Genomic DNA, 21,581 nt, shown 5'->3' on the forward strand with positions numbered 1-21,581 from the left:
GCTGGAAGGTGCGCTTGCTCACAGAAGACTCCGGACGCCGGACGGGCAAAGGACAAACGAGGACGGCAGTGGTAACGCGGGACACGCCGGAACACACCGAACAGCGCACGGTCGCCACAACTCGATGCCTGAGACTATCAAGTCTCACGCCACTCGAGCGGGACGGGCCGCGATCGCCGCCGACCGGGGCACCGACGGGGCACCATGCCGGGTGGGGTGTCATGGTCGTACACAGCTTGTGGACGACCATGTGGAGAACTATCCCCTCGGTGGGGCACGCCGACAGCTGACCGCCCCGACCGTTCGACCGTCCGGAGGAGCCTCGCTCGTGACCGACCTTAGCGCCGACCCATTCCCCGGGATGTCAGGCCGGGTGTCTGCCGGCGAACCGGACCTGTCCGCCGTGTGGGGGCAGGCTGTCGCCGGCGTCGCGGACGGCACCCTGTCGGCGCAGCAGCGGGCCTGGCTGCGACTGACCCGTCCGCTCGGCCTCGTCCAGGACACAGCGCTGCTCGCCGCGCCGAACGAGTTCACCAAGGACCTGCTCGACTCACGCCTCCGATCGTTTCTGTCCACAGCTTTGTCCACAGCCTATGGACGAGAAATCCGCGTCGCGGTCACCGTCGAGCACCTGCCCGACCCGGAGCCGATGACCGGGCCGATCGCGCTGCCGGAGCCGACGGCCACCGCAGTCCCTGCCGCCCGGATCACCCCGGGGCTCGGCCGCGACCCGGCACCCCGGTCATACGAACCGGCGCGGCTGAACCCCCGGTACGTCTTCGAGACGTTCGTCATCGGCGACAGCAACCGGTTCCCACACGCGGCGGCGGTGGCCGTCGCCGAGGCACCGGCCAAGGCGTACAATCCTCTGTTTATTTATGGCGACTCGGGGCTCGGTAAGACGCACCTGCTCCACGCGATCGGTCATTACACCCTGAAGCTGTACCCAGAGTCACGAGTGAAGTACGTGAGCTCGGAGGAGTTCACGAACGACTTCATCAACTCCATCCGGGATGACCGCCAGCAGGCGTTCCAACGTCGCTACCGCGACGCCGACGTGCTGCTCGTCGATGACATCCAGTTCCTGGAGAACAAGGAACGGACGCAGGAGGAGTTCTTCCACACCTTCAACGTCCTGCACGACACCGAGAAGCAGATCGTCATCTCCTCCGACCGGTCCCCCAAGCAGCTGTCCGCGTTGGAGGACCGGCTGCGCAGCCGGTTCGAGTGGGGTCTGATCACCGACGTCACCCCGCCGGATCTGGAGACCAGGATCGCGATCCTGTCGAAGAAGGCCGCGACCGAGCGACTGCCCGTCCCCGGCGACGTGCTGGAGTACATCGCCACGCACATCGAGCGCAACATCCGCGAGCTGGAGGGCGCGTTGATTCGGGTCGCGGCGTTCGCAAGCCTGAACAAGTCGCACGTCGACCGGACCCTGGCCGAAATCGTCCTACGCGACCTCATCCCGGATGCGGCCGACCCCGAGATCACGGCCGCTGGGATCATGAACGCGACCGCGACGTACTTCGGTGTGTCCATGGAAGACCTGTGCGGCACATCCCGCAGCCGGGTCCTGGTCACCGCCCGCCAGATCGCGATGTACCTGTGCAGAGAACTGACCGACCTGTCGCTGCCGAAGATCGGCCAGCATTTCGGCGGACGCGACCACACCACGGTGATGCACGCCGACCGGAAGATCCGCGGGCTCATGGCCGAACGCCGCGCGATCTACAACCAGGTCACCGAGCTGACGAACCGGATCCGGGCTCAGACACGACAGGCATGACAGACACGCAGACATGAACGGCATGACAGGCATGAACGGGACGAATCCGGGGTAGGAGCCACCCAAATACGGTCACGTCGACCTCGGTGTGCCGGTGGAGTCTTGTGCACAGCTTGTGGAAAACCCTGTGGAATCCGGGAACGGCGGCCTGGCTTCGGCGCGCCGGTTTCCGGCCCTTCCCGTGTGGGCGCAAACCGCGTCGAAGATCGATTCGAAACACTGCGTAGCCGGGGACAGACTGTGTAGAAACTGTGCACAAACAGTGGACGGACTCTGTACGGCGGGGGAGCCTCTGGGGACAACCGGACCGCCGGTGGAAATCCACAGGGCCTTCACACAGCGATACCCACAGCATCCGCACGGTCGGATCAGCTTCGTGAGCTGCGAATCGCCTCGGTTATCCCCAGTATCCACCGCGCCTACTGTCACGACGAACTAGATCTTTCTTCAAGGAAGACATCCAAGGCTGGTTGGGCCTGGGGACAACCAAATTCTGATCATGGTCGGGTCACTCCCTGTTTTCGATGAGCGCCCAGCACCAGAAGTTTGGATCAAGGAGCAGGACCGGGGAGCGAGGTGCGTGCCCAGCCCCGCTCCGGCCCTGCCCCAGCCCCGCAGCGCGCCCGGTGCGGACGCCTGCGATGCTGGAACGCCTCAGCACAGGCGAACAGCACCATCCAGAAGGGCGAATCATGAAGTTCCGGGTTGAACGGGACGACTTCACCGATGCCGTGGCGTGGACGGCGCGCACGTTGCCGACCCGTGCGACCTCACAGCTTCAGGTCCTTGCTGGGCTTATGCTGGATGCGACCGGTCCATCACTGAAGGTCTCGGCCTTCGACTACGAGGTGGCAGCGCAGTGCGGGGTGACGGCGACGATCTCCGAAGAGGGCCGAGCGTTGGTGTCCGGCAAGCTCCTCGCCGAGATCACCCGAGCTCTTCCCTCAGCACCGGTCGAGTTGGCGACCGACGGCGCGCGCGTGGTGCTCACCTGCGGTAACGCACGGTTCACCCTTCCGACCATGTCGGTTGATGACTACCCGACATTGCCACCGATGCCGGCGGCGACCGGCCACATTGAGGGAGCCGCGTTTGCCGGGGCGGTGTCCCAGGTCGCGGTGGCCGCGGGCAAGGACGACACGTTGCCGGTGCTCACCGGCGTCCGCCTCGAGATCAACGGTGAGACGCTCATCTTGGCCGCTACGGACCGTTACCGGCTGGCCGTTCGCAAGATGAAGTGGCGTCCCACCGCGGTTGACGTCGAGGGTGTTGCGATGGTGCCGGCGCGTACTTTGAGCGATACCGCCAAGGCGTTGTCGGGCTCCGGGGTGGAGGTCGCGATCGCACTCGGATCGGGTCCGTCCGGGGAGGCTCTCGCCGGGTTTACCGGTGGTGATCGGCAGACCACGACCCGTTTGGTGGACGGTTCCTTCCCGCCCTATCAGCGGTTGTTGCCCGACAGCTCACCGCTGACCGCGCAGATTGAGATCTCCCCGTTCGCCGAAGCTGTGAAACGCGTCGCGCTGGTTGCCGCACGTACCGCTCCGGTCCAGTTGAGCTTCTCCGCCGAGCACCTGGTCCTCGAGGCCGGCGCCGGCGGCGAGGCGCAGGCCCGGGAGACGTTGCCGATCGGTTACGACGGACCGGACCTGTCCATCGCGTTCAACCCGACGTACCTGCTCGACGGTCTGAACGCGGTGGAGTCCGACGTGGTGTACATCGGTTTCGCGAGCGCTGACGATGCGGATGAGGCCGCCAAAAAGCCCGCGATCCTCACCGGCAAGGCACCCGACGACGGTGAGGTCCCCGACTACCGCTACCTGCTCATGCCGATCCGGCTGTCCGGGTGACGTGCATCTCACGCACCTGTCGCTGGTGGACTTCAGGTCCTATCCCGCGTTGGATCTTCAGCTCGCGCCCGGGGTGACCACGTTCGTCGGCTCCAACGGGCAGGGTAAGACCAACCTGTTGGAAGCCGTCGGCTACCTGGCTACCCTTAGTAGTCACCGCGTGGCCTCGGATGCGCCGCTCGTTCGCGAGGGCGCGGCGAGCGCGGCATTGCGCGCGCGGATCGTGCGGGGCGACCGGGCCGCACTGGTGGAGATTGAGATCATCCCGGGCCGGGCGAACCGGGCCCGGCTCAACCGGGCTCCGCTTGCCCGGCCCCGCGACGTCCTGGGATTGCTGGTCATGGTGCTCTTCGCCCCGGAGGATCTTGCGTTGGTCCGGGGCGATCCGGCCGAGCGCCGGCGGTTCCTCGACGATCTGCTGGTCGCCCGGGCGCCGCGGTTGGCCGGTGTGCTCGCCGACTACGACAAGGTGTTGCGCCAGCGGTCGACGCTGTTGCGGACGGCCGCGGCCGCGCGCCGCGGCGGCCGGACGAGCGATCTGCGCACCCTGGACGTCTGGGATGCCCAGCTCGCCCGGTACGGGTCTGAACTGGTAGCGGCGCGGGGCGCGCTGGTCGAGGCGTTGCGACCCAGAGTGGAAACCGCCTACTCGGCCGTGGCCGGAGCCCCGGCCGGAGCCCCGGCCGCCTCACCGGTCTCCGGTGCCCGAGACGACGTGCGGACGGACAGGGCGCTGACCGTCATCGAATACCGCTCGACCGTCGCCGCCGGAGCGTCCGACCAGGCCGTGAGCGGTCCCGGCCCGGGCGGTCCCGTTCCGGGCGAGCCTGTGTCCACCGACCGGGCCGCGCTGGAGGCGGCGATGCTCACCGAGCTCGCCCGGGTCCGGCCGCGCGAGCTCGAGCGCGGGGTGACCCTGGTCGGCCCACATCGCGACGAGCTGTTGCTGTCCATCAACGGTCGGCCGGCGCGGGGGTATGCGAGCCACGGCGAGTCGTGGTCGCTCGCCCTTGCGCTCAAATTGGCATCATTCGACCTATTGCGGGATGATCAGCGCGAACCGGTACTATTGCTGGACGATGTGTTCGCTGAACTCGACGTGAACCGTCGGGCCCGGCTGGCGGAGCTGGTCGCCCCGGCCGAGCAGGTCCTGGTGACGGCAGCGGTCGACGCGGACGTTCCCGCCGCGTTGGCCGGAGTGCGTTTCGAAGTCGCGGACGGGCAGGTGCACCATGTCGTCGGATGAGCATTCGCATGAGCCTTCGGATGAGCATGCTGGCGCGGGCGAGCTGGCGGCCGGTCCCGCTCCGGTGCGTGGCGCAGACCTCGCCCGCCTCGTTCTCGCTCGGGCCAAGGAGGATGCCCGCGCCCGGGCGTCCGGGCGCGGGCGCGGGCCGGGCGCGCGGGCCGGGCGCGGTGCCGGGCAGGCCGACGGTGATGATCCGTCAGGACGGGAGCCGCGGCGTCGTCCACGGATGCCCGGGATGGCCGCACCGGGACGGGAGTGGGCCGAACCGGTCGCGTTCAACGCCGCGGTAGCGCGGATGCTCGCCCAACGCGGCTGGGAGGTCCGCGCGACCGACGCGACAGTTCTCGCCCGCTGGGACGCGCTGGTCGGCCTGGACATCTCCTCGCACTGCTATCCGGTTTCGCTGCGTGACGGTGCGCTCGAGCTGGCCGCCGAGTCAACCGCCTGGGCAACGCAGCTGCGGCTGTTGTCCCGACAACTTTTGGTTACTCTAAGTAAGGAACTTGGGCCGGAAGTGGTACGCCGAATCGTGGTCCGAGGTCCGACCACGCCCAGTTGGCGGCACGGCCCCCTGCATGCGTCCGGTGGGCGCGGTCCCCGCGACACCTACGGCTGAGCGGCCAGCGGCAGGTGTGGCCGTTGGTGTCGCCGTAGGTGTCGGGGTCCCCGGATCGCGACGGAGGCGCCATCCGGGGGAAGTCGCGTACTGGGGTTCGACGGAAAGCTGTGCGGGGCGCTGCGCGCATGCCAGGGGCCACCCACAGTCTTCCTGGTGGAAGGGCCAGGTAGAATCAGAAGACGCTTCTCGCGTAGTTCGCAGTCGAGGACGAGGGGACATACCGCGTGACCTACGATGCAAGTTCGATCAAGGTTCTTGAGGGTCTCGACGCGGTTCGCAAGCGTCCGGGTATGTACATCGGCTCTACTGGGGAACGCGGCCTCCATCACCTTGTGTACGAGGTTGTGGACAACGCTGTGGACGAGGCGCTCGCCGGCTACTGCGACACGATCAATGTCACGTTGCTCGCAGACGGTGGCGTGCGATGCGCAGACAATGGCCGTGGCATCCCGGTGGGTGAGCATCCGACCGAGAAGCGTCCGGCGGTCGAGGTCGTCCTGACCACCCTGCACGCCGGTGGGAAGTTCGACGGCAAGTCCTACGCGGTGTCCGGCGGTCTGCACGGGGTCGGCGTGAGCGTGGTGAACGCGCTGTCCACCCGCCTGGAGGTCGAGATCCGCCGCGAGGGCTTCACCTGGTTCCAGCCGTATGCGAACACCCGTCCGGCCGCACCACTGGCCAAGGGCGCGCCGACGAGGAAGACCGGTACGGTCGTCACCTTCTGGGCGGATGACACGATCTTCGAGACGACCGACTACAAATACGAGACTCTCACCCGCCGGCTGCAGGAGATGGCGTTCCTGAACAAGGGGCTGACGATCAGCCTGCGCGACGAGCGTCCCGAGGAGCCTGAAGAGGTCACCTACTGCTATACGGGCGGGCTCGTCGACTTCGTCGATCATCTCAACGCCAGCAAGGACCCGATTCACAAGACGGTCATCTCGCTGGATTCCAAGGGCACCGGCATCGAGGCCGAGCTCGCGATGCAGTGGAACGCCGGCTACAACGAGTCGGTCTACACCTTCGCCAACACCATCAACACCCACGAGGGCGGCACCCACGAGGAAGGCTTCCGCGCGGCTCTGACCAGCGCGGTCAACGCCTACGCCAAGGACCAGAACCTGCTCAAGCCGCCGAAGGCCAACGGCAAGAACCCCGACGAGCGCCTGGCCGGGGACGACATCCGCGAGGGCCTGACCGCGATCATCTCGGTGAAGCTGGCGCAGCCGCAGTTCGAGGGACAGACCAAGACCAAGCTCGGCAACAGCGAAGCCAAGCGGTTCGTCCAGGAGATGTGCTATTCGGCGCTGAAGGACTGGCTTGAGGCCAACCGGGTCGAGGCGCGGGCGATCGTCAGTAAGGCGATGGACGCTCAGCGGGCGAGGATCGCCGCTCGCGCCGCCCGCGACCTGACCCGTCGTAAGGGTCTGCTCGGCGGGACAGGCCTACCGGGCAAGCTCGCTGACTGTCAGTATACCGATCCGGAGCGTTGTGAGGTCTACATCGTCGAGGGGGATTCGGCGGGCGGTTCGGCCAAGGGTGGCCGCGATTCGAAGTTCCAGGCGATCCTGCCGCTGCGTGGCAAGATCCTGAACGTCGAGAAGGCCCGGATCGACCGGGTACTGAAGAACACCGAGGTCCAGGCGCTGATCCAGGCGCTCGGCTGCGGCATCCACGACGACTTCGACGCGACCAAGCTGCGCTATCACAAGATAGTGCTGATGGCGGACGCGGACGTCGACGGTCAGCACATCCGGACGTTGCTGCTGACGCTGCTCTTCCGGTTCATGCGTCCGCTGGTTGAGGCCGGATATGTCTTCCTCGCCCAGCCGCCGCTCTACAAGATCAAATGGGGTCGCGAGGACTGGCAGTACGCCTACTCCGACCGCGAACGTGACGGTCTGATCACGCACGGCGTCGAGGCTGGGCGCAAGCTGCCCAAGGACGCGATCCAGCGCTTCAAGGGTCTCGGCGAGATGAACGCGACCGAGCTGTGGGACACCACCATGGACCCGGAGCGCCGCATTCTGCTGCAGGTGACGTTGGACGACGCAGCCGTGGCGGACGAGCTCTTCTCCATCCTGATGGGTGAGGACGTCGACGCGCGGCGCTCGTTCATCCAGCGCAACGCCAAGGACGTCCGCTTCCTCGATATTTAGCCCATATCAAAAATAGCCCATATCGGATATATCGGAAATACTGGACAGTCTGCACCGCGCACGGCTGACCGTCCTCACCACCCCTGTCTGGAAGGACCCGCGTGACCGACGTACTGCCTCCGCCGCCAGGCGATCGGGTTGAACCCATCGGTATCGAAGTCGAGATGCAGCGGTCGTACCTCGACTACGCGATGTCGGTCATCGTCGGCCGGGCGTTGCCGGAGGTCCGCGACGGCCTCAAGCCCGTGCACCGGCGCGTCCTGTACGCGATGTATGACGGTGGCTACCGCCCGGACCGCGGGTACTTCAAGTGTTCGCGTGTCGTCGGTGATGTCATGGGTAACTACCACCCGCACGGCGACTCCGCGATCTACGACACGTTGGTGCGGCTGGCCCAGCCGTGGTCGCTGCGCTATCCGTTGGTCGACGGTAACGGGAACTTCGGCTCACCGGGCAATGACCCGCCGGCCGCAATGCGTTACACCGAGTCACGACTCGCGCAGCTGGCCATGGAGATGCTGCGCGACATCGACCAGGACACGGTCGACTTCGCCGCCAACTACGACGGCCGCTCGCAGGAGCCGACAATCCTGCCCAGCCGGTTTCCCAACCTGCTGGTCAACGGTGCCGGTGGCATCGCGGTCGGGATGGCGACCAACATCCCCCCGCACAACCTGCGCGAAGTGGCCGCCGGGGTGAAGTGGTTCCTGACGAACCCCGACGCGACCGACGAAGAACTGCTGGAAGCGCTGCTCGGGATGATCAAGGGGCCGGACTTCCCCACCTCCGGTCTCATCGTTGGCCGCCAGGGCATCGAGGACGCCTACCGCACCGGGCGCGGCAGCATCCGCATGCGGGCCGTCGTGCAGGTGGAGGAGAACAAGGGCCGGACCCAGCTTGTCGTCACCGAGCTGCCCTACCAGGTCAACCCCGACAATCTCGCGGAGAAGATCGCCGAACTCGTCCGGGACAACCGGGTCAGCGGCATCTCCGACATCCGGGATGAGACCTCGGCGCGTACCGGCCAACGGTTGATCATTGACCTCAAGCGGGACGCGGTCGCGAAGGTCGTCCTGAACAACCTGTACAAGCACACCCAGCTGCAGGACACGTTCGGCGTGAACATGCTGGCGATCGTCGACGGGGTGCCGCGCACGCTACGACTGGACCAGATGGTGCGCTTCTACGTCGACCACCAGGTCGACGTCATCGTCCGTCGGACCCGCTACCAGTTGCGCAAGGCCCGCGAGCGCCTGCACGTCCTCGAGGGCCTGCTGATCGCGCTCGACCATCTCGACGAGGTGATCAACCTCATCCGCAACGCCGAGTCGGCGGACGCCGCGCGCGGGCAGTTGATGGAGCGGTTCTCCCTGTCGGAGATCCAGGCGGTCGCCATCCTGGACATGCAGCTGCGCCGGCTCGCCGCGCTTGAGCGCCAGAAGATCATCGATGAGGCGGCCGAGCTGCGCGCGAAGATCGCCGAACTGGAGGCGATCCTTGCCTCGCCGACCCGGCAACGGGAGATCATCGGCGAGGAGCTCACCGAGATCGTCGACCGGTTCGGTGACGAGCGGCGGACACGGCTCGTCCCGTTCGAGGGCGACATGTCCGTCGAGGATCTGATCGCCCGCGAGGACGTCGTGGTCACCGTCACCCGCGGTGGTTACGCCAAGCGAACGAAGACCGACCTCTACCGGTCACAGCGCCGTGGCGGCAAGGGCGTGCAGGGTGCTGCGCTGCGCGAGGACGACATCGTCGAGCACTTCTTCGTCACGACCACCCATCACTGGCTGCTGTTCTTCACCAACAAGGGACGGGTGTACCGGGCCAAGGCGCACGAGCTGCCCGAACAGGCCCGAACGGCCAAGGGCCAGCACGTGGCGAACATCCTCGCGTTCGGTCAGGACGAGCGGATCGCCGAAGTGATCGCGATCAACGACTATGACGCGGCGCCCTACCTGGTCCTCGCGACCCGGCGCGGGCTGTGCAAGAAGACCGCGTTGGCCGAGTTCGACTCGAACCGGTCCGGTGGGCTGGTCGCCATCAACCTGCGCGACGACGACGAGCTGATCGCGGCCCGGCTCGTGTCCGCGGGCGACGATCTGCTGCTGGTCAGCCGCCAGGCCCAGTCGATCCGGTTCCACGCCGACGACGAGCAGCTCCGCCCGATGGGACGTGCCACCTCGGGTGTCATCGGGATGCGTTTCGACTCCGACGACGAACTGCTCGCGATGGAGGTCGTGCCGCCGAGCTCGGAAGCCAATCTGTTGGTCGCCACCAGCGGGGGCTACGCCAAGCGGACGTCCCTGGGCGAATATCCGGTGCAGGGACGCGGTGGCAAGGGCGTCCTGACCGCGAAGATCGTCTCCACTCGCGGCGGACTGGTCGGTGCCCTGGTGGTGGGCCAGGACGATCAGCTGTACGCCATCACGTCCAACGGTGGCGTGCTGCGCACCGTCGCACGTGACGTCCGGCGGGCCCAGCGGCAGACCATGGGCGTCCGGCTCATCGATCTGGAGGCCGGCGTCCAGGTCGTCGGGGTGGCGCGCAATGCTGATGCTGACGACAACTCGGACAACGGTTCGACGACCAGTCCCGGCGGGGGAGACTCAGCCTAAGTGGTCGGCGTCGGGCCGGGCATGGCGGGAGATGGACCGTGAGCAGCAGCGATGACGACCGGACCACCCGGTCGCCGGCCTTGCGTGGATCTTCCTCGCCGCGGTCGGAGCAGCCCTCTGGCCGGAGCAAGGAGGCCCACGATGACGGGCGGATGTCGGCGGCTTCGGACGCTGCGCCGGGCTCGCAGGATGACGGCACCCGGGCGCAGCAGGCCCCGTCCGTCGTCCGGGACCTGCGGATGCCACGGGACGCCCCCGGCACGAAGGTGTCACCGCGGGTGACTCCGGGCTCGCCGGCACAACCGGGTAGCTCGGCGGCACAACCTGGTAGCTCGCCGGCACAGCCTGGTAGCTCGCCGGCACAGCCCACCAGGCGGGCAGGCGGGCAGGCCGACGGGCGGGGCACGACTCGGGGCGGTGCCGATCGTCGGGGCGGTGCCGATAGTCCCAAGCCCGCGGCGGATTCGGAGGTTCGCACCGAGCGGCAGAGTCCGACCCGACCGTTCGTGCCGGCGGCTCCGATTCGTTCGACGGTCGTGCCGGGTGCGAACGCCGCGACCGGGCGACCGGTCACCCGACCTGCGGCGGCGAAGGGCCAGGCGGCTCCGGCTCCGACTCCGGTGGCGCCGACTCCGGTGGCGCCGACTCCGGTGGCGCCGGCTCCGGCTCCGGTGGTTCCGACTCCGGCTCCGGTGGCGCCGACGACCAGCGCCGCGCCCGTCGTGGGTGGTACCGGTGCGACAGGGCCGTCGTCATCGCGGTCACCCGCAGGCGCAGGCGCACCCGCAGGCGCAGGCGCACCCGCAGGCGCAGCCGGGTCGGCGAGCACTAGATCATCGCGCATCGGGTCGGCGAGTGAGACACCCAGGTCTGATCCGGACACGATGTCCCTGCGCAGACCCACCAAGCCGGTCGGCGGTTCGACGGGTGGCGGCTCCGGGAGCGCGGCTGCCGCCCTCGGCGGCGCGGGCGCGGGCGTGCGCGGCGTGGCGGGCGAAAACGGCAGCCGTGTGGGAGGGTCGGAGCGTGCGAAGGCAGCCGTCGCGGCGAATCCGCCGGCGGACAGCGTTGCCAAGCGATCGGGCGACGAACGTTCCGCGCCTGGTGAGCGCACCGCTTGGACGCCGCCCACCGGCACGATCGCGGCGCCCGGTGCACCCGTCGCATCGTCAGTTTCTGGAACATCGTCCGCGCCTGGCGTTTCAGCCGCGCCTGGCGTGCCGCGTGCACCGGCTCGGGAACGGAGCATGAAGGACCCGACGACCGGGCCGATGGTGGGTGCCCCGACCGGACCCTCCGTGGTCCGCCCGTCCGGACAGGGACGCCGGGCCCGGCTGCGCGTCACCCGGGTCAATCCGCTGTCGGTGACCCGGCTGACGTTCGCGTTCTCCCTGTGCGTGTTCGTCGTGCTGATGGTCGCCGTGGCGGTGCTGTGGTTCGTGTTGAACTCGATCGGCGTGTTCGACAGTGTGGTCCACGCGGCGGACACCCTCACCGATGGCAGCAACGGTGGGGTCCGCACCTGGCTGTCGTTTGCTCGGGCCATGGAACTCGGACTGCTCATTGGCGCGATCAACGTGATCCTTATGACAGCACTGGCGACGCTGGGTGCGTTGTTGTACAACCTGTGTACCGAGATGGTCGGTGGTATCGAGGTCGTCCTCGGTGATCAGTAGATACGGGTGATCAGTACGTACGATGGGCGGGACACGTAGGGACGTGACGCCGAGGTCGGCGTTCACGACGGGCGCCACGTCAGGTACCGGACGCCATCCGGTACTGTGGAGCCCAGCAAGGACCTGTAGCTCAGTCGGTTAGAGCGCTTCCCTGATAAGGAAGAGGCCGGTGGTTCAAGTCCACCCAGGTCCACCCCTCCTGAGCAGGGCATCAGCCCGAATCTTCATCATCGATCAATGACGATTCGGTCTCACCGTGCACAGATTCGTGCACGGTGTCGTTCTGGGGCGTCTCCGGGGTGCCGAAGATGACGTCCGCGACGATGGTTGCGGCGGCGGCGTCCATGCCGGCGATCACATGGCTGTAGGTCCTCAGCGTGAACGCCACGTCGGCGTGGCCGAGACGCTCGGACACCACCTTGGGATGTACGCCCGACTTCAGCGCGGCCGTCGCATAGCGACCTGATCGATCAGCAGCGAAGCGCCGGCCTCAGCGAGGTGCGGGCCTGGTCGCCGAACACGCCCGGATCTCGCGATGGCCTCTGTTGATCATATCTTCCCCCAGGAAGCCGGGGGCTCCAACAGTTACGGCAACGCGCGGGTGATCTCGCAGTCCTACAACAACCGTCTCAGGCACAAGAAAAAAGCTGGTGCAGCGGTGAAGTAGGACTCAACGGGCTCAGCGGGCGCTGCAGGTCGTTGGCCCGCCACAGGTCGGCGATGAAGTCATGGGACACGACGATGCCCTCGTGTCGCTTCAGGTACTTCGCCATCTCCCGCGACGACCAGTGCGACAGCCCCGACTCCACCGGCGGGCTGCACCGGGTCAAGGCAAGAATCCGGGCACGTACCCGCGGCGCAACCTTCAGCGTGCCAGCCGGCCTCGGAACGTTCTCCAACCCGCCGATTTCGAATTTCTCGTAACGATCCCACCAGAGGTCGGCCAGGGCGCGATCGTCGTAGATCCAGCAGTCCCGCGCGTCGTGCCACACGGCATACACGCACGCGATCCCCAGACGGCGCCACCAGTCCACCGCGTCCGCGTTGGTGCTGGCCTGGTCCACTAGGGATCAACGCCTTCGGGAAGCTCGGCCTCGCTGCCCATGCGCGTCCCGACGTTCCAGCCTTCGGCCTGGATCTCCTCGACGATGCGCGACGCAACCTGTTCGGCGACCCGGCCCGAGAACGGCGCTCCGCCGGCGTCGTTGTCGCCCGTTCTTGACACCGTCACCACGCCCGGCAAAGTAGGTACCCAGTTCTTGGGTGTCAAGGAGGCCGCCATGGCGTACCACCTGTTCAGCGCCGATGACCACATCATCGAGCCGCCGGACGTGTGGACCGCGCGGCTGCCGGCGAAGTACGCCGATGAGGCCCCCGTACGTCATCGACGAAGACGGGCGCCAGGACTGGGTCTGGGAGGGCCAGAAAATCACGCAGATCGGCTTCAACGCGGTGGCGGGCAAGCCGCAAGAGGAGTGGAACATGGAGCCCGTCCGCTACACGGACATGATCCCCGGCTGCTACGACCCGCACGAGCCTCGAAGGACATGCACGCCGACGGCATCCGCGCCTCCCTCCGCTTCCCGATGGTCATCGGGTTCGGCGGCCGCATCCTCGGCGAGAAGATCGTGACTGCGGCTGGCCTCACCGACGCCGAGACTTACCAGCTGCTGCGCGGCCACGCGATCGAGTGCTTCGGCCTGAGCTGGCTGGGCTTCACCGCGTGACGACGGACGCGAGCACGGCCGAACCCGTCGAACGTTTCCTCCACGCCTACTGGGCCGGTGACGTCTACGCCGCACTGGCCGCGTGCACACCCGGGTTCGTGTGGTTGAACACCGCCCTGCCCAAGCAGCGCCTCGAAGGTCACGAGCAGCTGCGCGCCATGATGGTCGACCTTGCCGGCGGCTTTCCCGAACCGATCGAGACGGGATCCGGTGGTCACCGCACCGTCACGTGGGCGACGCGCGGCGACGAGGTGCTCCATGAGCGCGTCGACTTCTGGACGCTCCGCGGCAAGCGCATGGAGCTGGCCTGCTGCGCGACGTGGGTCGTCGAGGATGGCTTGGTCGCCGAGTGGCGCGACTACTACGACATCGGGGCGTTCCTGCGCCAGCTCGCCGAGGTCGGCATCGAGATGGACACGTCCGCGTGGTGGTAGCCAACCCGAAGCTCGACCGGACGGCGTAACACGGCCAGCTGATGCCGCAGGACGGCGATCTTCACGTCCTTCTCATCGGGTTGACGACCCAAGCCGACCCGACCGAGCAGGCGTCGCACGAGCAGGAACACGACCGTCGACATCACAGCGGTTCATGCTCTCAGCCGGCCATCCGCGGCCGCCGTGGTTGCGGTCGCGTTGAACGCCGCCTTGGCGGCCGCGGCGATTCTGCTCGGTTCCGCCGCGGTCCGCCTGGCCGGTGACGGCGGTGGGTCAGCGCGTGCAGGTGGGGTGACCCGCGCGGAGGTGACGCTGACCGGCGGCGCCGTCGTGGTGAACGCGGCGGTGACGACGGCCGGCTGGTGGCTGTGGCGCGGTGGTCATCTCACCTTCGCCGCCCGCCGTGGCCCAGGTACGGCCGTCGAGCTTGTCGGTCTGATTCTGCTGATGGACCTGCTCGGCTACCTCATGCACACCGTCTCGCACGTGCGCCCATTTTATTCGCTGGTCCATCGGATACAGCATCGGTTCACCGACCCGCGGCCCATGACCTTGTTCGCGATGCACCCGGTCGAGGTCGCCGGCATCGGCGTGCTCTGGATCGTGGTCCTCACCGGGTGGACGGTGTCCGTGTGGACGGTGTCCGTGTGGACGCTGGCGGCCTACGTCGTGCTGAATATCGGATTCGGTACCCTTGCCCACCTCGGGGTGGAACCCGTCCCGGTCCGGCTGCGACGCTCATTGCTGTTCCGCTGGATCGCTCTTCCCACTTTCCACGCCGGCCACCACCGGAACCCGGAAGTCAACCGTGGCTTCTACACCACGACCTGGGATCGGCTGTTCCACACCATCGACCCGACCTACGACCGGCGACGCACCGCACCCCCGCCCTACCCGCAACCGGAAACCGTCTGACGACAGGTCCCGGAAACGCCTCCGGAGGTGCAGGTGAAGCCGGCGACGTTCGCGGGGGCACAGAAGGATCCTTCGCCATGGCCTGGCCGCCAAGGGAACGCAGGGCAGCGTCGTGGAGCACTGTGACATCGGGGATGTCATGGCCGACCGAACCGCCGCTGGTTACCGACCTCGCCACCAGTCTCAGGATGATCTTCTGCTGGGAGCGGGCGACGGCGGGCGCACTGAGCGGCCTGATCTGGTCGTCAGTCGGGCAGGGTGAGCTGCTGGCCGGTGGGTGCGGTCGCCTGCCAGCAAAGGATGAGGGGGACGGTGCCGCTGGCGTCCAGCACGGTCGCCGCGAAGGGTCGGTTGAAGGTCAACTCAAGCGGTGGTGGTGGGCGACGTGCACTTCCGGCGATCCCGATCGCGGTGACAGCGGCGGCTTCGATGCCTTCCTCGGCGACGCGGATCAGGGCCTGTTGCACCACTCCGGTCACCACCAGCGGGGCCGGACTGAGCCCGGCGAGGCCGCCGAGCTCAAAGAAGGCGGCTAGCCCCAAGGGTGTTCGGTTAGGCCGCGTTTGCTGCTGTCAAATGGTCGGCGGCGATGATTCCGATGTTGAGGGTGGCCTTGTAGCTGGGGCCGTGGAGGCGGCTTTTGGCGGTGCTGGCGACGTAGGGGGAGATCGCGCGTTTGACGACGCGGGGGCTGACGCGTAGCCCCCGGTCGGGCATCAGCGCGCCGAGGACGGCCTGACCGATCTTCCCGGCCAGGTCGGCGGGGTCGTCCAGCACGCCCGCGGCCAGGGTGAGCTGGCCGCGGGCGGTGACCAGCGCGGCGGTGAAACCGCCGCGGCCGGGGTCGGTGCCAGGCGCGGTAAGCGTGGCATCGACGATCGCGGTGCGCAGCGCCTGGTAGACGACCAGGATCGCGTAGATCTCCTGCGCGACCCCGTCGGGTGTCCGCGCACGCAGGACCCTGCCGTCAAGAATGGTGTCCTTGAGCTCGAGGAACGACATCGTGCGTCTCGCGGCGGCGTTCCTCGTCCTTCTGAACGAGGGCGACGTCGACGATGTACTCCACGCCATGGTCACGCCGGAGTCCCTCAAGACGTGGCTGAGGGAGCTCGACGAGGTGCGCACGTTGCTGGCGGGACGAGGGTTGGCGACTCGCGCTGACTACCCTGCACCGGATGCGGCCTATGTCAAGCTGACGCTGGATCCGGGAGAGACGGTGCGGGCCACGGCACAGGTGCCTCTCGCCGGCGCGGTCATTTTGACACTGCAGCGACGTCCCGAACTCCCCGACATTGCGGACGTCGGGGGCTGGCGGGTACATGCGGTCGGCGAGCGTGGCCACACCCACACCCACACCCACACCCACACCCACACCCAGACGCTGACGTGGACGGGAGAGCGACCGCCGGGGTGGACACCGTGCCGTCCGGGCCGGGGTGGACGGTGATGCACTGTCCACCGGTGGCGAGGCGTTCACCGGACTGGACCGGACTGTCACCTTCGGTGAGCCGGGCGTGCAGCAGCTCGTCCATCGACCGCCAGGCGGTGCCGGCGACCGGGGTCAGGTCGCGGCCGTCCAGTGCGACGAGCGTGTGTGGTGTGTCGGGGAACCGGACGTCGTAGGGGTGGCCGTCGGCGGTGGGGACGGCGCGGATCGTTTCCCCGGTGCGCAGGTCGCCGTCGTCGGTGAGGTAGCTGATGGTCGTCCGGTACGGCAGCGGACACCCCGGGTGGTCACCGTCCAGTCCAGCGTCCGGGGGAGCAGCGTGGCGGTGACCGCGTGGGTGGGGCTGACGATCCGGTAGTGGTCGGCGGGGTTTTCCAGGCTGTCCAGCACCCAGGGCTGCAGCACCCGGGAGCCGGCCAGCGCCCGCCGGTAGGTGTCGACCGGCCGGCCAGGAATGTGTACCCGATGGGACGGGGCGGGCCGCCGGCTGTCGTCCGATTCCAGTAGTTCCAGTGGTTCCGGTACCCGGCGGCCGGTCGGTCCGGTGGTGGAGTCCGCCGGTGCGGGCAGGACGGCGTGACCGGACTGGATCGCGGTGTGGACGCTGTCGGGCAGGATCCAGCCGAGGCGGGCTTCCAGGTTCGGGCTGGACACGGTGACCACCATCGCGGTCGGGGTGTCGAACAGGGTGTCCATGTTCAGCGGTCCGGGTTGGTAGACGGCCACGCACCAGCCGGTGTCCGGGTCGGCGCCGAGCTGCCAGCCGCCGTCGGTGGTCTCCAGCACCGCCGGCCCGCCGCGGTCACGCGCCGGCACCCATCCGCCGCGGGTGTCCGCAGGCGGGCCGTCGTGGCCGGGAACCGGCCGGGTCATCACCGTGCCCGCCGTGACCATCGAGACGGTGCGAGTGTCCCCAGGGCCGACAGCCGCGGCCACCACCCGGACCGTGGATGGTCAGCGTCGATGTCCGTGTCGGCGGGTGCGTCCGCAGAGAGGGGTCTGCCGGTCGCGAGGGCGCGCAGCGTCGGGTCCCGGAACCTGGGCGGCGAACGCCGCCAGGAACCGGGTGACGGTGTCTTTGTCCATGGCCTGGATCCAGCCGACGACGCTGTCCATGCCCAGTCCGGTGCGGGCCGCGGTCCAGAACAGCACCGCGAGGAGATCCTCGGCGGCGCTGACCCAGAAGCTCATGTCCCCACCACGGCCACCTCGTGTTGACCGTCATGCCCCCCGCCGGGGTGAAGGACCTCAACGACTGGTGGCAGCACAACCCCGACGATCTCCACCGGACGCTGATCGCCACCGCCGATCACTTCACCGGGCTTCTTCCACAGGTGGGCCTCCCCGACCCGGAACGAAACGATCATTCTGTCGATGTCGGAGACGCCACATTGGGTCAATAGGCCCTCAGTAGGGGACCCGGGACGGGGTGTCGGATGAGGCGGGTGTGGCGTCAGCTAACCGCCTGCAGTCGCACCGTTGCGTCGGCGCTGGTACTGGCCCGGGTCTTGCCGTCCGGGAGAGCGCCACCGAGGTCGCGGCGCCGGCATCCCCGATCAGCGGTCCACCGGGCGGACGGGGTGGGATGGATACAGAAGATTACAAAGAAGAAAGATCTTTTTTGGTTCATGGGGTCTGTACGGTTCCCGGTGATTGTCACGAGTCGGCAATGATTCTGATGCTGTACCCGGGTGCTATCGATTGCTTCTGGCGGTCATGGGATGCTCGCGATCCGCAGTATGTGTCTTTCGTGATACCTCGGATGGGTCCGGTAGAAGATCGTCGATCGGGGGCGGTATGGACGGCGACGGGCATGATGACGGCTGGACCTGCGACGTGGGTGTTGCGCTGGTCGACCGGGACCCGACCGGGGATGCGGAAACGGACACCGGGGATGACGGGAAGTCCTGGTTGGCGGAGGCCGCCGGTCGGGGCGGCCAGCACCGGCGTACCCGGCGGGCCGCGGTGGTGGAGCGCGGTGAGGAGGCTGTGCGCGCTGCGGTGCGGGCGTTGAGCAGTCAGATCGGTGTGGTCGCCGGGGAGGTGGCCCGCGGTCTGGACGGCCAGGGGCTGGTGGAGGCGGCGCCGGGCCGGTTGGGGGTTGATGCGGTCGAGGTGTCCTTCGGCGTGACGTTGACAGCCGGTGCGGGTCAGGCGATCCAGGCGGTGCTCAGTGTCGAGGGCGAGGCGGCGGTGCAGGTGACGGTGTCGCTGACGCGGCGGCCCGCTGCCGCCGCCGGGGCGTAGGCGGCGGGCGTCGTGCTGGCGGGGGTGGGCCGGCTGCTGGTGGACGGGGAACCCGTCGCGGGTAAGGGCGCGGTGTTCCGTACCGGCTTCGTGATCGACAGCTGTCATGTGCTGACCGCCGCGCACTGCGTGCGGGATGTGGACACCGGCGACGCCTCGGTCGGGAGATTGTGGCTCCGACTGCCCTACGACGATGGTCCCAGCAGCACCAGCACCGCCCGCGGTGGCGTGGACGGCGCAGGCTGTCTGCTGGTGCCGCTGCGGGTGGCCGACCGTGACGAGGGCCGGCTGGACGCGGCCGTGCTGCGAGTGGATCCGGACCGGGAGTCCCGGCCTGCGCTCGGACCAGACCGGCTGGCGGCCGTCCTCGACCGGGTGGCGGTGCCGTTGGACATCACGGTGGACCCGCAGGTGCGGGTGCGGGCCGAAGGGTTCCCGGCCAGCGCCGGAAACCCGAACGGACGGGCCTTCTCCGGGGTCATCAGTGACGCCCGCGCCCGCCTGCCCGCCGCCCGCGCCTTGGAGCTCTTCCTGGACCAGACGGCGGCGGTGTCGCCGGAGGGTCCCGGTGGGCTCAGCGGCGGGCCTGTCATCCAGCACACGGACCAGAAGGCCGGGTCGGATACGGCCGCTGCCGCGTATGCCGCCGTCGGAGTCATCCGCGGCTTCCCCAAAGGGGAGGAGGCGTGGCAGGCCCGGGGCGGGACGGTCTATGCCAGCCGGGTCGACGACCTGACCGGACGATTTCCGGTGGTGGCGGATGCGGTGGCCCGCCGAGCGCAGCAGATCCTGGACCAGGCGGGCAATCCACGCTCCGGCACGGCAGGGTCCCTGATCGGACTGTTGCGGGCCGACGCCGCGCTCACCGACTTTCGGGGACGCACGCAGGAACGCGACCAGCTTCATGCGTGGTGCGACTCGCCCGCGTCCCGATCGGCCTGGCTGATTGTCGGCTCGGCCGGTCAGGGCAAGACCCGGCTGGCCCGCTGGCTGCTGACCGACCTCGCCGGTTCGGGTGGGTGGCTGACCGCGCTGTTTCGGGGGCCGGGCGATGTGGACCGGCTCGACACGGCGCTGACGGTGGCCGCGCACCTGGGACGCGGTGTGCTCGTGGTGGTCGACTACGCCGCCGAGCACGGGGCGGCCAGCCTGCACCCGCTGCTCGAACGGCTGACCGGCAGCAAGGCGCAGTGGCGGCTGCTGCTGCTGGCCCGTGCCACCGGCGACTGGTGGGACTCCTCCACCGGGGTCCGCCGCACACTCGAAAACGCCGAGACGGAGGTGCGTGACCCGACGCTGACTCTCACCGCGCTGGAACCGACCGTCGACGGGCGGGAGCACGCCTTCCACGCGGTCGTGGCCGCGCTGCGGGAACCGGTACGGTCCTTCGCCGAGAGCCACCGGCTGCCGTTCGTCGCGGATCCGCCCGTCCCGTCGCTGGCCCGGGACGAGTTCGGCGCGGCCCTGATGCTGCACGTCGCCGCGGTCTGCGCGCTGTTGCCGGCATCCCGGCCGGGCGAGGACGGCCACCGGTCACCTGCGCCGGAACGTGGTGCGGACCTCCTTGGCCGGCTCCTCGACCTCGAACGCGACAACCACTGGCTCTACCAGAACGTCGGTGGGCAGACGCTCTACCGGCCGACCGAGGAGGCGTTTGGCAGCCTCGCCCAGGGCTCCGACGGCTACCGCACGGTCGAAACCGCGGTCGCCGCCGCGACCCTGGCCGGCGCCGCGAACCTGAACGATGCCGTCCTCGTGCTGTGTGCCGCTCTCGACCTCCCCGACCGGCGTCAGGCCACGCGGATCGCCCGCTGGCTGCACGACCTGTACCCGCCCGCGGAGGATCGCAACGGATGGCTGCCGCCGCTGCAGCCGGATCTGCTCGGTGAGGAGCTCGTCGCCCGCGTCATCCGCCAGACGGTGACCGAGGACGGCAACCCGTTAACCACGACGCTGCCATTTCGGATCCTGCAGCAGCTGGCGGGAAGCCAGCCCACCGACGATCAGGTGCGGCGCATGCTCACCGTCCTGAGCCGCGCGGCTCCGCGCCACACTCTCCTTGCCCGCCTCCTCGACGGCGCCGGCGGCCCCGGCGAGCCGTCGGACAGCCCTGTCCTTGCCTGCATCCCGCCCCGGGTTGACCTCACGCCGGTCGAGGCGGCCCTGCCGCACGCCACCACGTCGCTGGGTGCCTTCGCCGTGCAGCTCACCAGCCACCTCCTCCATCGCCACCTCAGCGCCGTCCCTCCCGACCATCCTGCTGGGCAGATCACTGTCAGGGATGGGGCTGAAGCGGCTCGGCTTCAGAACAATCTGGCGATCCGGCTGTCGGCGGTGGGCCGGCGGGCCGAGGCGCTCGCGCCCGCCACCGAGGCGGTCGGCCTCTCCCGGCGGTTGGCCGAGGCGGCCCCCGACGCCTACCTGCCCGACCTCGCGATGTCGCTGACCACTCTGGCGATCGGGCTGTCGGAGGTGGGCCGGCGCGCGGAGGCGCTTGCGCCCGCCACCGAGGCGGTCGGCCTCTATCGGCGGTTGGCCGAGGCGGCCCCCGACGCCTACCTGCCCGACCTCGCGGGGTCGCTGAACAATCTGGCGATCGGGCTGTCGGAGGTGGGCCGGCGCGCGGAGGCGCTCGCGCCCGCCACCGAGGCGGTCGAGCTCTACCGGCGGTTGGCCGAGGCGGCCCCCGACGCCTACCTGCCCGACCTCGCGATGTCGCTGAACAATCTGGCGATCCGGCTGTCGGAGGTGGGCCGGCGCGCCGAGGCGCTCGCGCCCGCCACCGAGGCGGTCACCATCCGTCGGCGGTTGGCCGAGGTGGCCCCCGACGCCTACCTGCCCAACCTCGCGA

Annotated in this window: 21 protein-coding genes and 1 tRNA gene; 14 read left to right on the forward strand and 8 right to left on the reverse strand. The window is 68.6% G+C overall.

Translation table 11 applies throughout. The features are described 5' to 3' along the window. Nucleotides 1-328 precede the first annotated feature (328 nt). The 8 genes from dnaA to U9983_RS18140 all read left to right on the forward strand — a co-directional run bounded on the left by dnaA (nt 329) and on the right by U9983_RS18140 (nt 12,153). Nucleotides 329-1,789 carry a chromosomal replication initiator protein DnaA gene (gene dnaA / locus U9983_RS18105; RefSeq protein ID WP_322755171.1) on the forward strand — a complete coding sequence of 487 codons (1,461 nt, stop codon included), beginning with the start codon at nt 329-331 and terminating at the stop codon, nt 1,787-1,789. Between the two features lie 692 nt (nt 1,790-2,481). Then, complete coding sequence (gene dnaN / locus U9983_RS18110; RefSeq protein WP_322755172.1) at nt 2,482-3,639, forward strand: DNA polymerase III subunit beta; 1,158 nt, start codon at nt 2,482-2,484, stop codon at nt 3,637-3,639. A 1-nt stretch (nt 3,640) separates the two neighbouring features. After that, a complete protein-coding gene (locus tag U9983_RS18115) occupies nt 3,641-4,885 on the forward strand; it encodes a DNA replication/repair protein RecF (RefSeq protein ID WP_322755173.1) in 1,245 nt (414 codons plus the stop codon). Beyond that, nucleotides 4,872-5,504, forward strand: a complete 633-nt coding sequence (locus U9983_RS18120; protein WP_322755174.1) for a DUF721 domain-containing protein — start codon at nt 4,872-4,874, stop codon at nt 5,502-5,504. The genes U9983_RS18115 and U9983_RS18120 overlap by 14 nt, the downstream gene beginning before the upstream one ends. Nucleotides 5,505-5,731: 227 nt before the next feature. Next, a complete protein-coding gene (gene gyrB / locus U9983_RS18125) occupies nt 5,732-7,666 on the forward strand; it encodes a DNA topoisomerase (ATP-hydrolyzing) subunit B (RefSeq protein WP_322755175.1) in 1,935 nt (644 codons plus the stop codon). Nucleotides 7,667-7,767: 101 nt separating this feature from the next. Continuing rightward, on the forward strand, nt 7,768-10,284 hold the full coding sequence (gene gyrA / locus U9983_RS18130; RefSeq protein WP_322748689.1) for a DNA gyrase subunit A: 2,517 nt from the start codon (nt 7,768-7,770) through the stop codon (nt 10,282-10,284). A 1,247-nt stretch (nt 10,285-11,531) separates the two neighbouring features. Then, nucleotides 11,532-11,960 (forward strand): DUF3566 domain-containing protein, encoded by a 429-nt coding sequence (locus tag U9983_RS18135; RefSeq protein WP_322755176.1) that lies wholly within the window; start codon nt 11,532-11,534, stop codon nt 11,958-11,960. A 119-nt stretch (nt 11,961-12,079) separates the two neighbouring features. Continuing rightward, nucleotides 12,080-12,153, forward strand: a tRNA-Ile gene (locus U9983_RS18140). An 18-nt stretch (nt 12,154-12,171) separates the two neighbouring features. On the opposite strand, the gene U9983_RS18145 is transcribed toward U9983_RS18140, so the two are convergent. The 3 genes from U9983_RS18145 to U9983_RS18155 all read right to left on the reverse strand — a co-directional run bounded on the left by U9983_RS18145 (nt 12,172) and on the right by U9983_RS18155 (nt 13,242). Beyond that, nucleotides 12,172-12,348, reverse strand: a complete 177-nt coding sequence (locus tag U9983_RS18145; RefSeq protein ID WP_322748687.1) for a hypothetical protein — start codon at nt 12,346-12,348, stop codon at nt 12,172-12,174. Between the two features lie 241 nt (nt 12,349-12,589). After that, entirely contained in the window at nt 12,590-13,024 is a 435-nt protein-coding gene (locus tag U9983_RS18150; RefSeq protein WP_322755177.1) for a helix-turn-helix domain-containing protein, read from the reverse strand. Beyond that, nucleotides 13,024-13,242: a hypothetical protein gene (locus tag U9983_RS18155; RefSeq protein WP_322755178.1), complete on the reverse strand. Its 219-nt coding sequence runs from the start codon at nt 13,240-13,242 to the stop codon at nt 13,024-13,026. Before U9983_RS18155 ends, U9983_RS18150 begins: the two co-directional genes overlap by 1 nt. 265 nt (nt 13,243-13,507) lie before the next feature. On the opposite strand from U9983_RS18155, the gene U9983_RS18160 reads away from it, so the two are divergent. The 3 genes from U9983_RS18160 to U9983_RS18170 all read left to right on the forward strand — a co-directional run bounded on the left by U9983_RS18160 (nt 13,508) and on the right by U9983_RS18170 (nt 15,036). Beyond that, nucleotides 13,508-13,687 carry a hypothetical protein gene (locus U9983_RS18160; RefSeq protein ID WP_322748684.1) on the forward strand — a complete coding sequence of 60 codons (180 nt, stop codon included), beginning with the start codon at nt 13,508-13,510 and terminating at the stop codon, nt 13,685-13,687. Then, entirely contained in the window at nt 13,684-14,121 is a 438-nt protein-coding gene (locus U9983_RS18165) for a limonene-1,2-epoxide hydrolase family protein (RefSeq protein WP_322748683.1), read from the forward strand. The genes U9983_RS18160 and U9983_RS18165 overlap by 4 nt, the downstream gene beginning before the upstream one ends. A gap of 198 nt (nt 14,122-14,319) precedes the next feature. Then, on the forward strand, nt 14,320-15,036 hold the full coding sequence (locus tag U9983_RS18170) for a sterol desaturase family protein (protein WP_322755179.1): 717 nt from the start codon (nt 14,320-14,322) through the stop codon (nt 15,034-15,036). 245 nt (nt 15,037-15,281) lie between these two features. Here the strand turns inward: U9983_RS18170 and U9983_RS18175 are convergent, their stop codons facing one another. Together U9983_RS18175 and U9983_RS18180 are read right to left on the reverse strand one after the other, a co-directional pair. Next, nucleotides 15,282-15,578, reverse strand: a complete 297-nt coding sequence (locus U9983_RS18175; RefSeq protein WP_322755180.1) for a serpin family protein — start codon at nt 15,576-15,578, stop codon at nt 15,282-15,284. Between the two features lie 10 nt (nt 15,579-15,588). Continuing rightward, nucleotides 15,589-16,038, reverse strand: a complete 450-nt coding sequence (locus tag U9983_RS18180; RefSeq protein ID WP_322755181.1) for a hypothetical protein — start codon at nt 16,036-16,038, stop codon at nt 15,589-15,591. On the opposite strand from U9983_RS18180, the gene U9983_RS18185 reads away from it, so the two are divergent. Further along, complete coding sequence (locus tag U9983_RS18185; protein WP_322755182.1) at nt 16,019-16,483, forward strand: hypothetical protein; 465 nt, start codon at nt 16,019-16,021, stop codon at nt 16,481-16,483. The genes U9983_RS18180 and U9983_RS18185 overlap by 20 nt on opposite strands. A gap of 114 nt (nt 16,484-16,597) precedes the next feature. Here the strand turns inward: U9983_RS18185 and U9983_RS18190 are convergent, their stop codons facing one another. From U9983_RS18190 to U9983_RS18200, 3 genes are read right to left on the reverse strand one after another with little or no spacing between them, the layout of a single operon-like run. Next, entirely contained in the window at nt 16,598-17,419 is an 822-nt protein-coding gene (locus tag U9983_RS18190; RefSeq protein ID WP_322755183.1) for a hypothetical protein, read from the reverse strand. An 18-nt stretch (nt 17,420-17,437) separates the two neighbouring features. Next, the gene (locus U9983_RS18195; protein WP_322755184.1) at nt 17,438-17,674 is read right to left on the reverse strand and encodes a hypothetical protein; all 237 of its coding nucleotides are present in this window, start codon (nt 17,672-17,674) and stop codon (nt 17,438-17,440) included. Next, nucleotides 17,671-17,850, reverse strand: coding sequence for a hypothetical protein (locus U9983_RS18200; protein ID WP_322755185.1), 180 nt, complete (start codon nt 17,848-17,850; stop codon nt 17,671-17,673). The genes U9983_RS18195 and U9983_RS18200 overlap by 4 nt, the downstream gene beginning before the upstream one ends. A gap of 430 nt (nt 17,851-18,280) precedes the next feature. Between U9983_RS18200 and U9983_RS18205 the strand changes: the two genes are divergently transcribed. After that, nucleotides 18,281-18,730 carry a hypothetical protein gene (locus tag U9983_RS18205; protein ID WP_322755186.1) on the forward strand — a complete coding sequence of 150 codons (450 nt, stop codon included), beginning with the start codon at nt 18,281-18,283 and terminating at the stop codon, nt 18,728-18,730. A gap of 12 nt (nt 18,731-18,742) precedes the next feature. Further along, on the forward strand, nt 18,743-21,581 hold a 2,839-nt coding region (locus U9983_RS18210), incomplete at its 3' end, for a tetratricopeptide repeat protein (RefSeq protein ID WP_322755187.1).

Origin of the sequence: Protofrankia sp. Cas3, assembly GCF_963555955.1 — a bacterium.
In the GTDB taxonomy this organism is placed as follows: domain Bacteria; phylum Actinomycetota; class Actinomycetes; order Frankiales; family Frankiaceae; genus Protofrankia.

What these genes read in the sequence shown, in the direction of transcription:
- dnaN (WP_322755172.1), top strand. Translation starts at nt 2,482, where the DNA reads ATGAAGTTCCGGGTTGAACGGGACGACTTCACCGATGCCGTGGCGTGG.
- U9983_RS18120 (WP_322755174.1), top strand. Translation starts at nt 4,872, where the DNA reads ATGTCGTCGGATGAGCATTCGCATGAGCCTTCGGATGAGCATGCTGGC.
- U9983_RS18135 (WP_322755176.1), top strand. Translation starts at nt 11,532, where the DNA reads ATGAAGGACCCGACGACCGGGCCGATGGTGGGTGCCCCGACCGGACCC.
- U9983_RS18155 (WP_322755178.1), bottom strand. Translation starts at nt 13,242, where the DNA reads ATGGCGGCCTCCTTGACACCCAAGAACTGGGTACCTACTTTGCCGGGC.
- U9983_RS18160 (WP_322748684.1), top strand. Translation starts at nt 13,508, where the DNA reads ATGCACGCCGACGGCATCCGCGCCTCCCTCCGCTTCCCGATGGTCATC.
- U9983_RS18180 (WP_322755181.1), bottom strand. Translation starts at nt 16,038, where the DNA reads ATGTCGTTCCTCGAGCTCAAGGACACCATTCTTGACGGCAGGGTCCTG.
- U9983_RS18195 (WP_322755184.1), bottom strand. Translation starts at nt 17,674, where the DNA reads ATGAGCTTCTGGGTCAGCGCCGCCGAGGATCTCCTCGCGGTGCTGTTC.
- U9983_RS18200 (WP_322755185.1), bottom strand. Translation starts at nt 17,850, where the DNA reads ATGATCGTTTCGTTCCGGGTCGGGGAGGCCCACCTGTGGAAGAAGCCC.
- U9983_RS18205 (WP_322755186.1), top strand. Translation starts at nt 18,281, where the DNA reads ATGGACGGCGACGGGCATGATGACGGCTGGACCTGCGACGTGGGTGTT.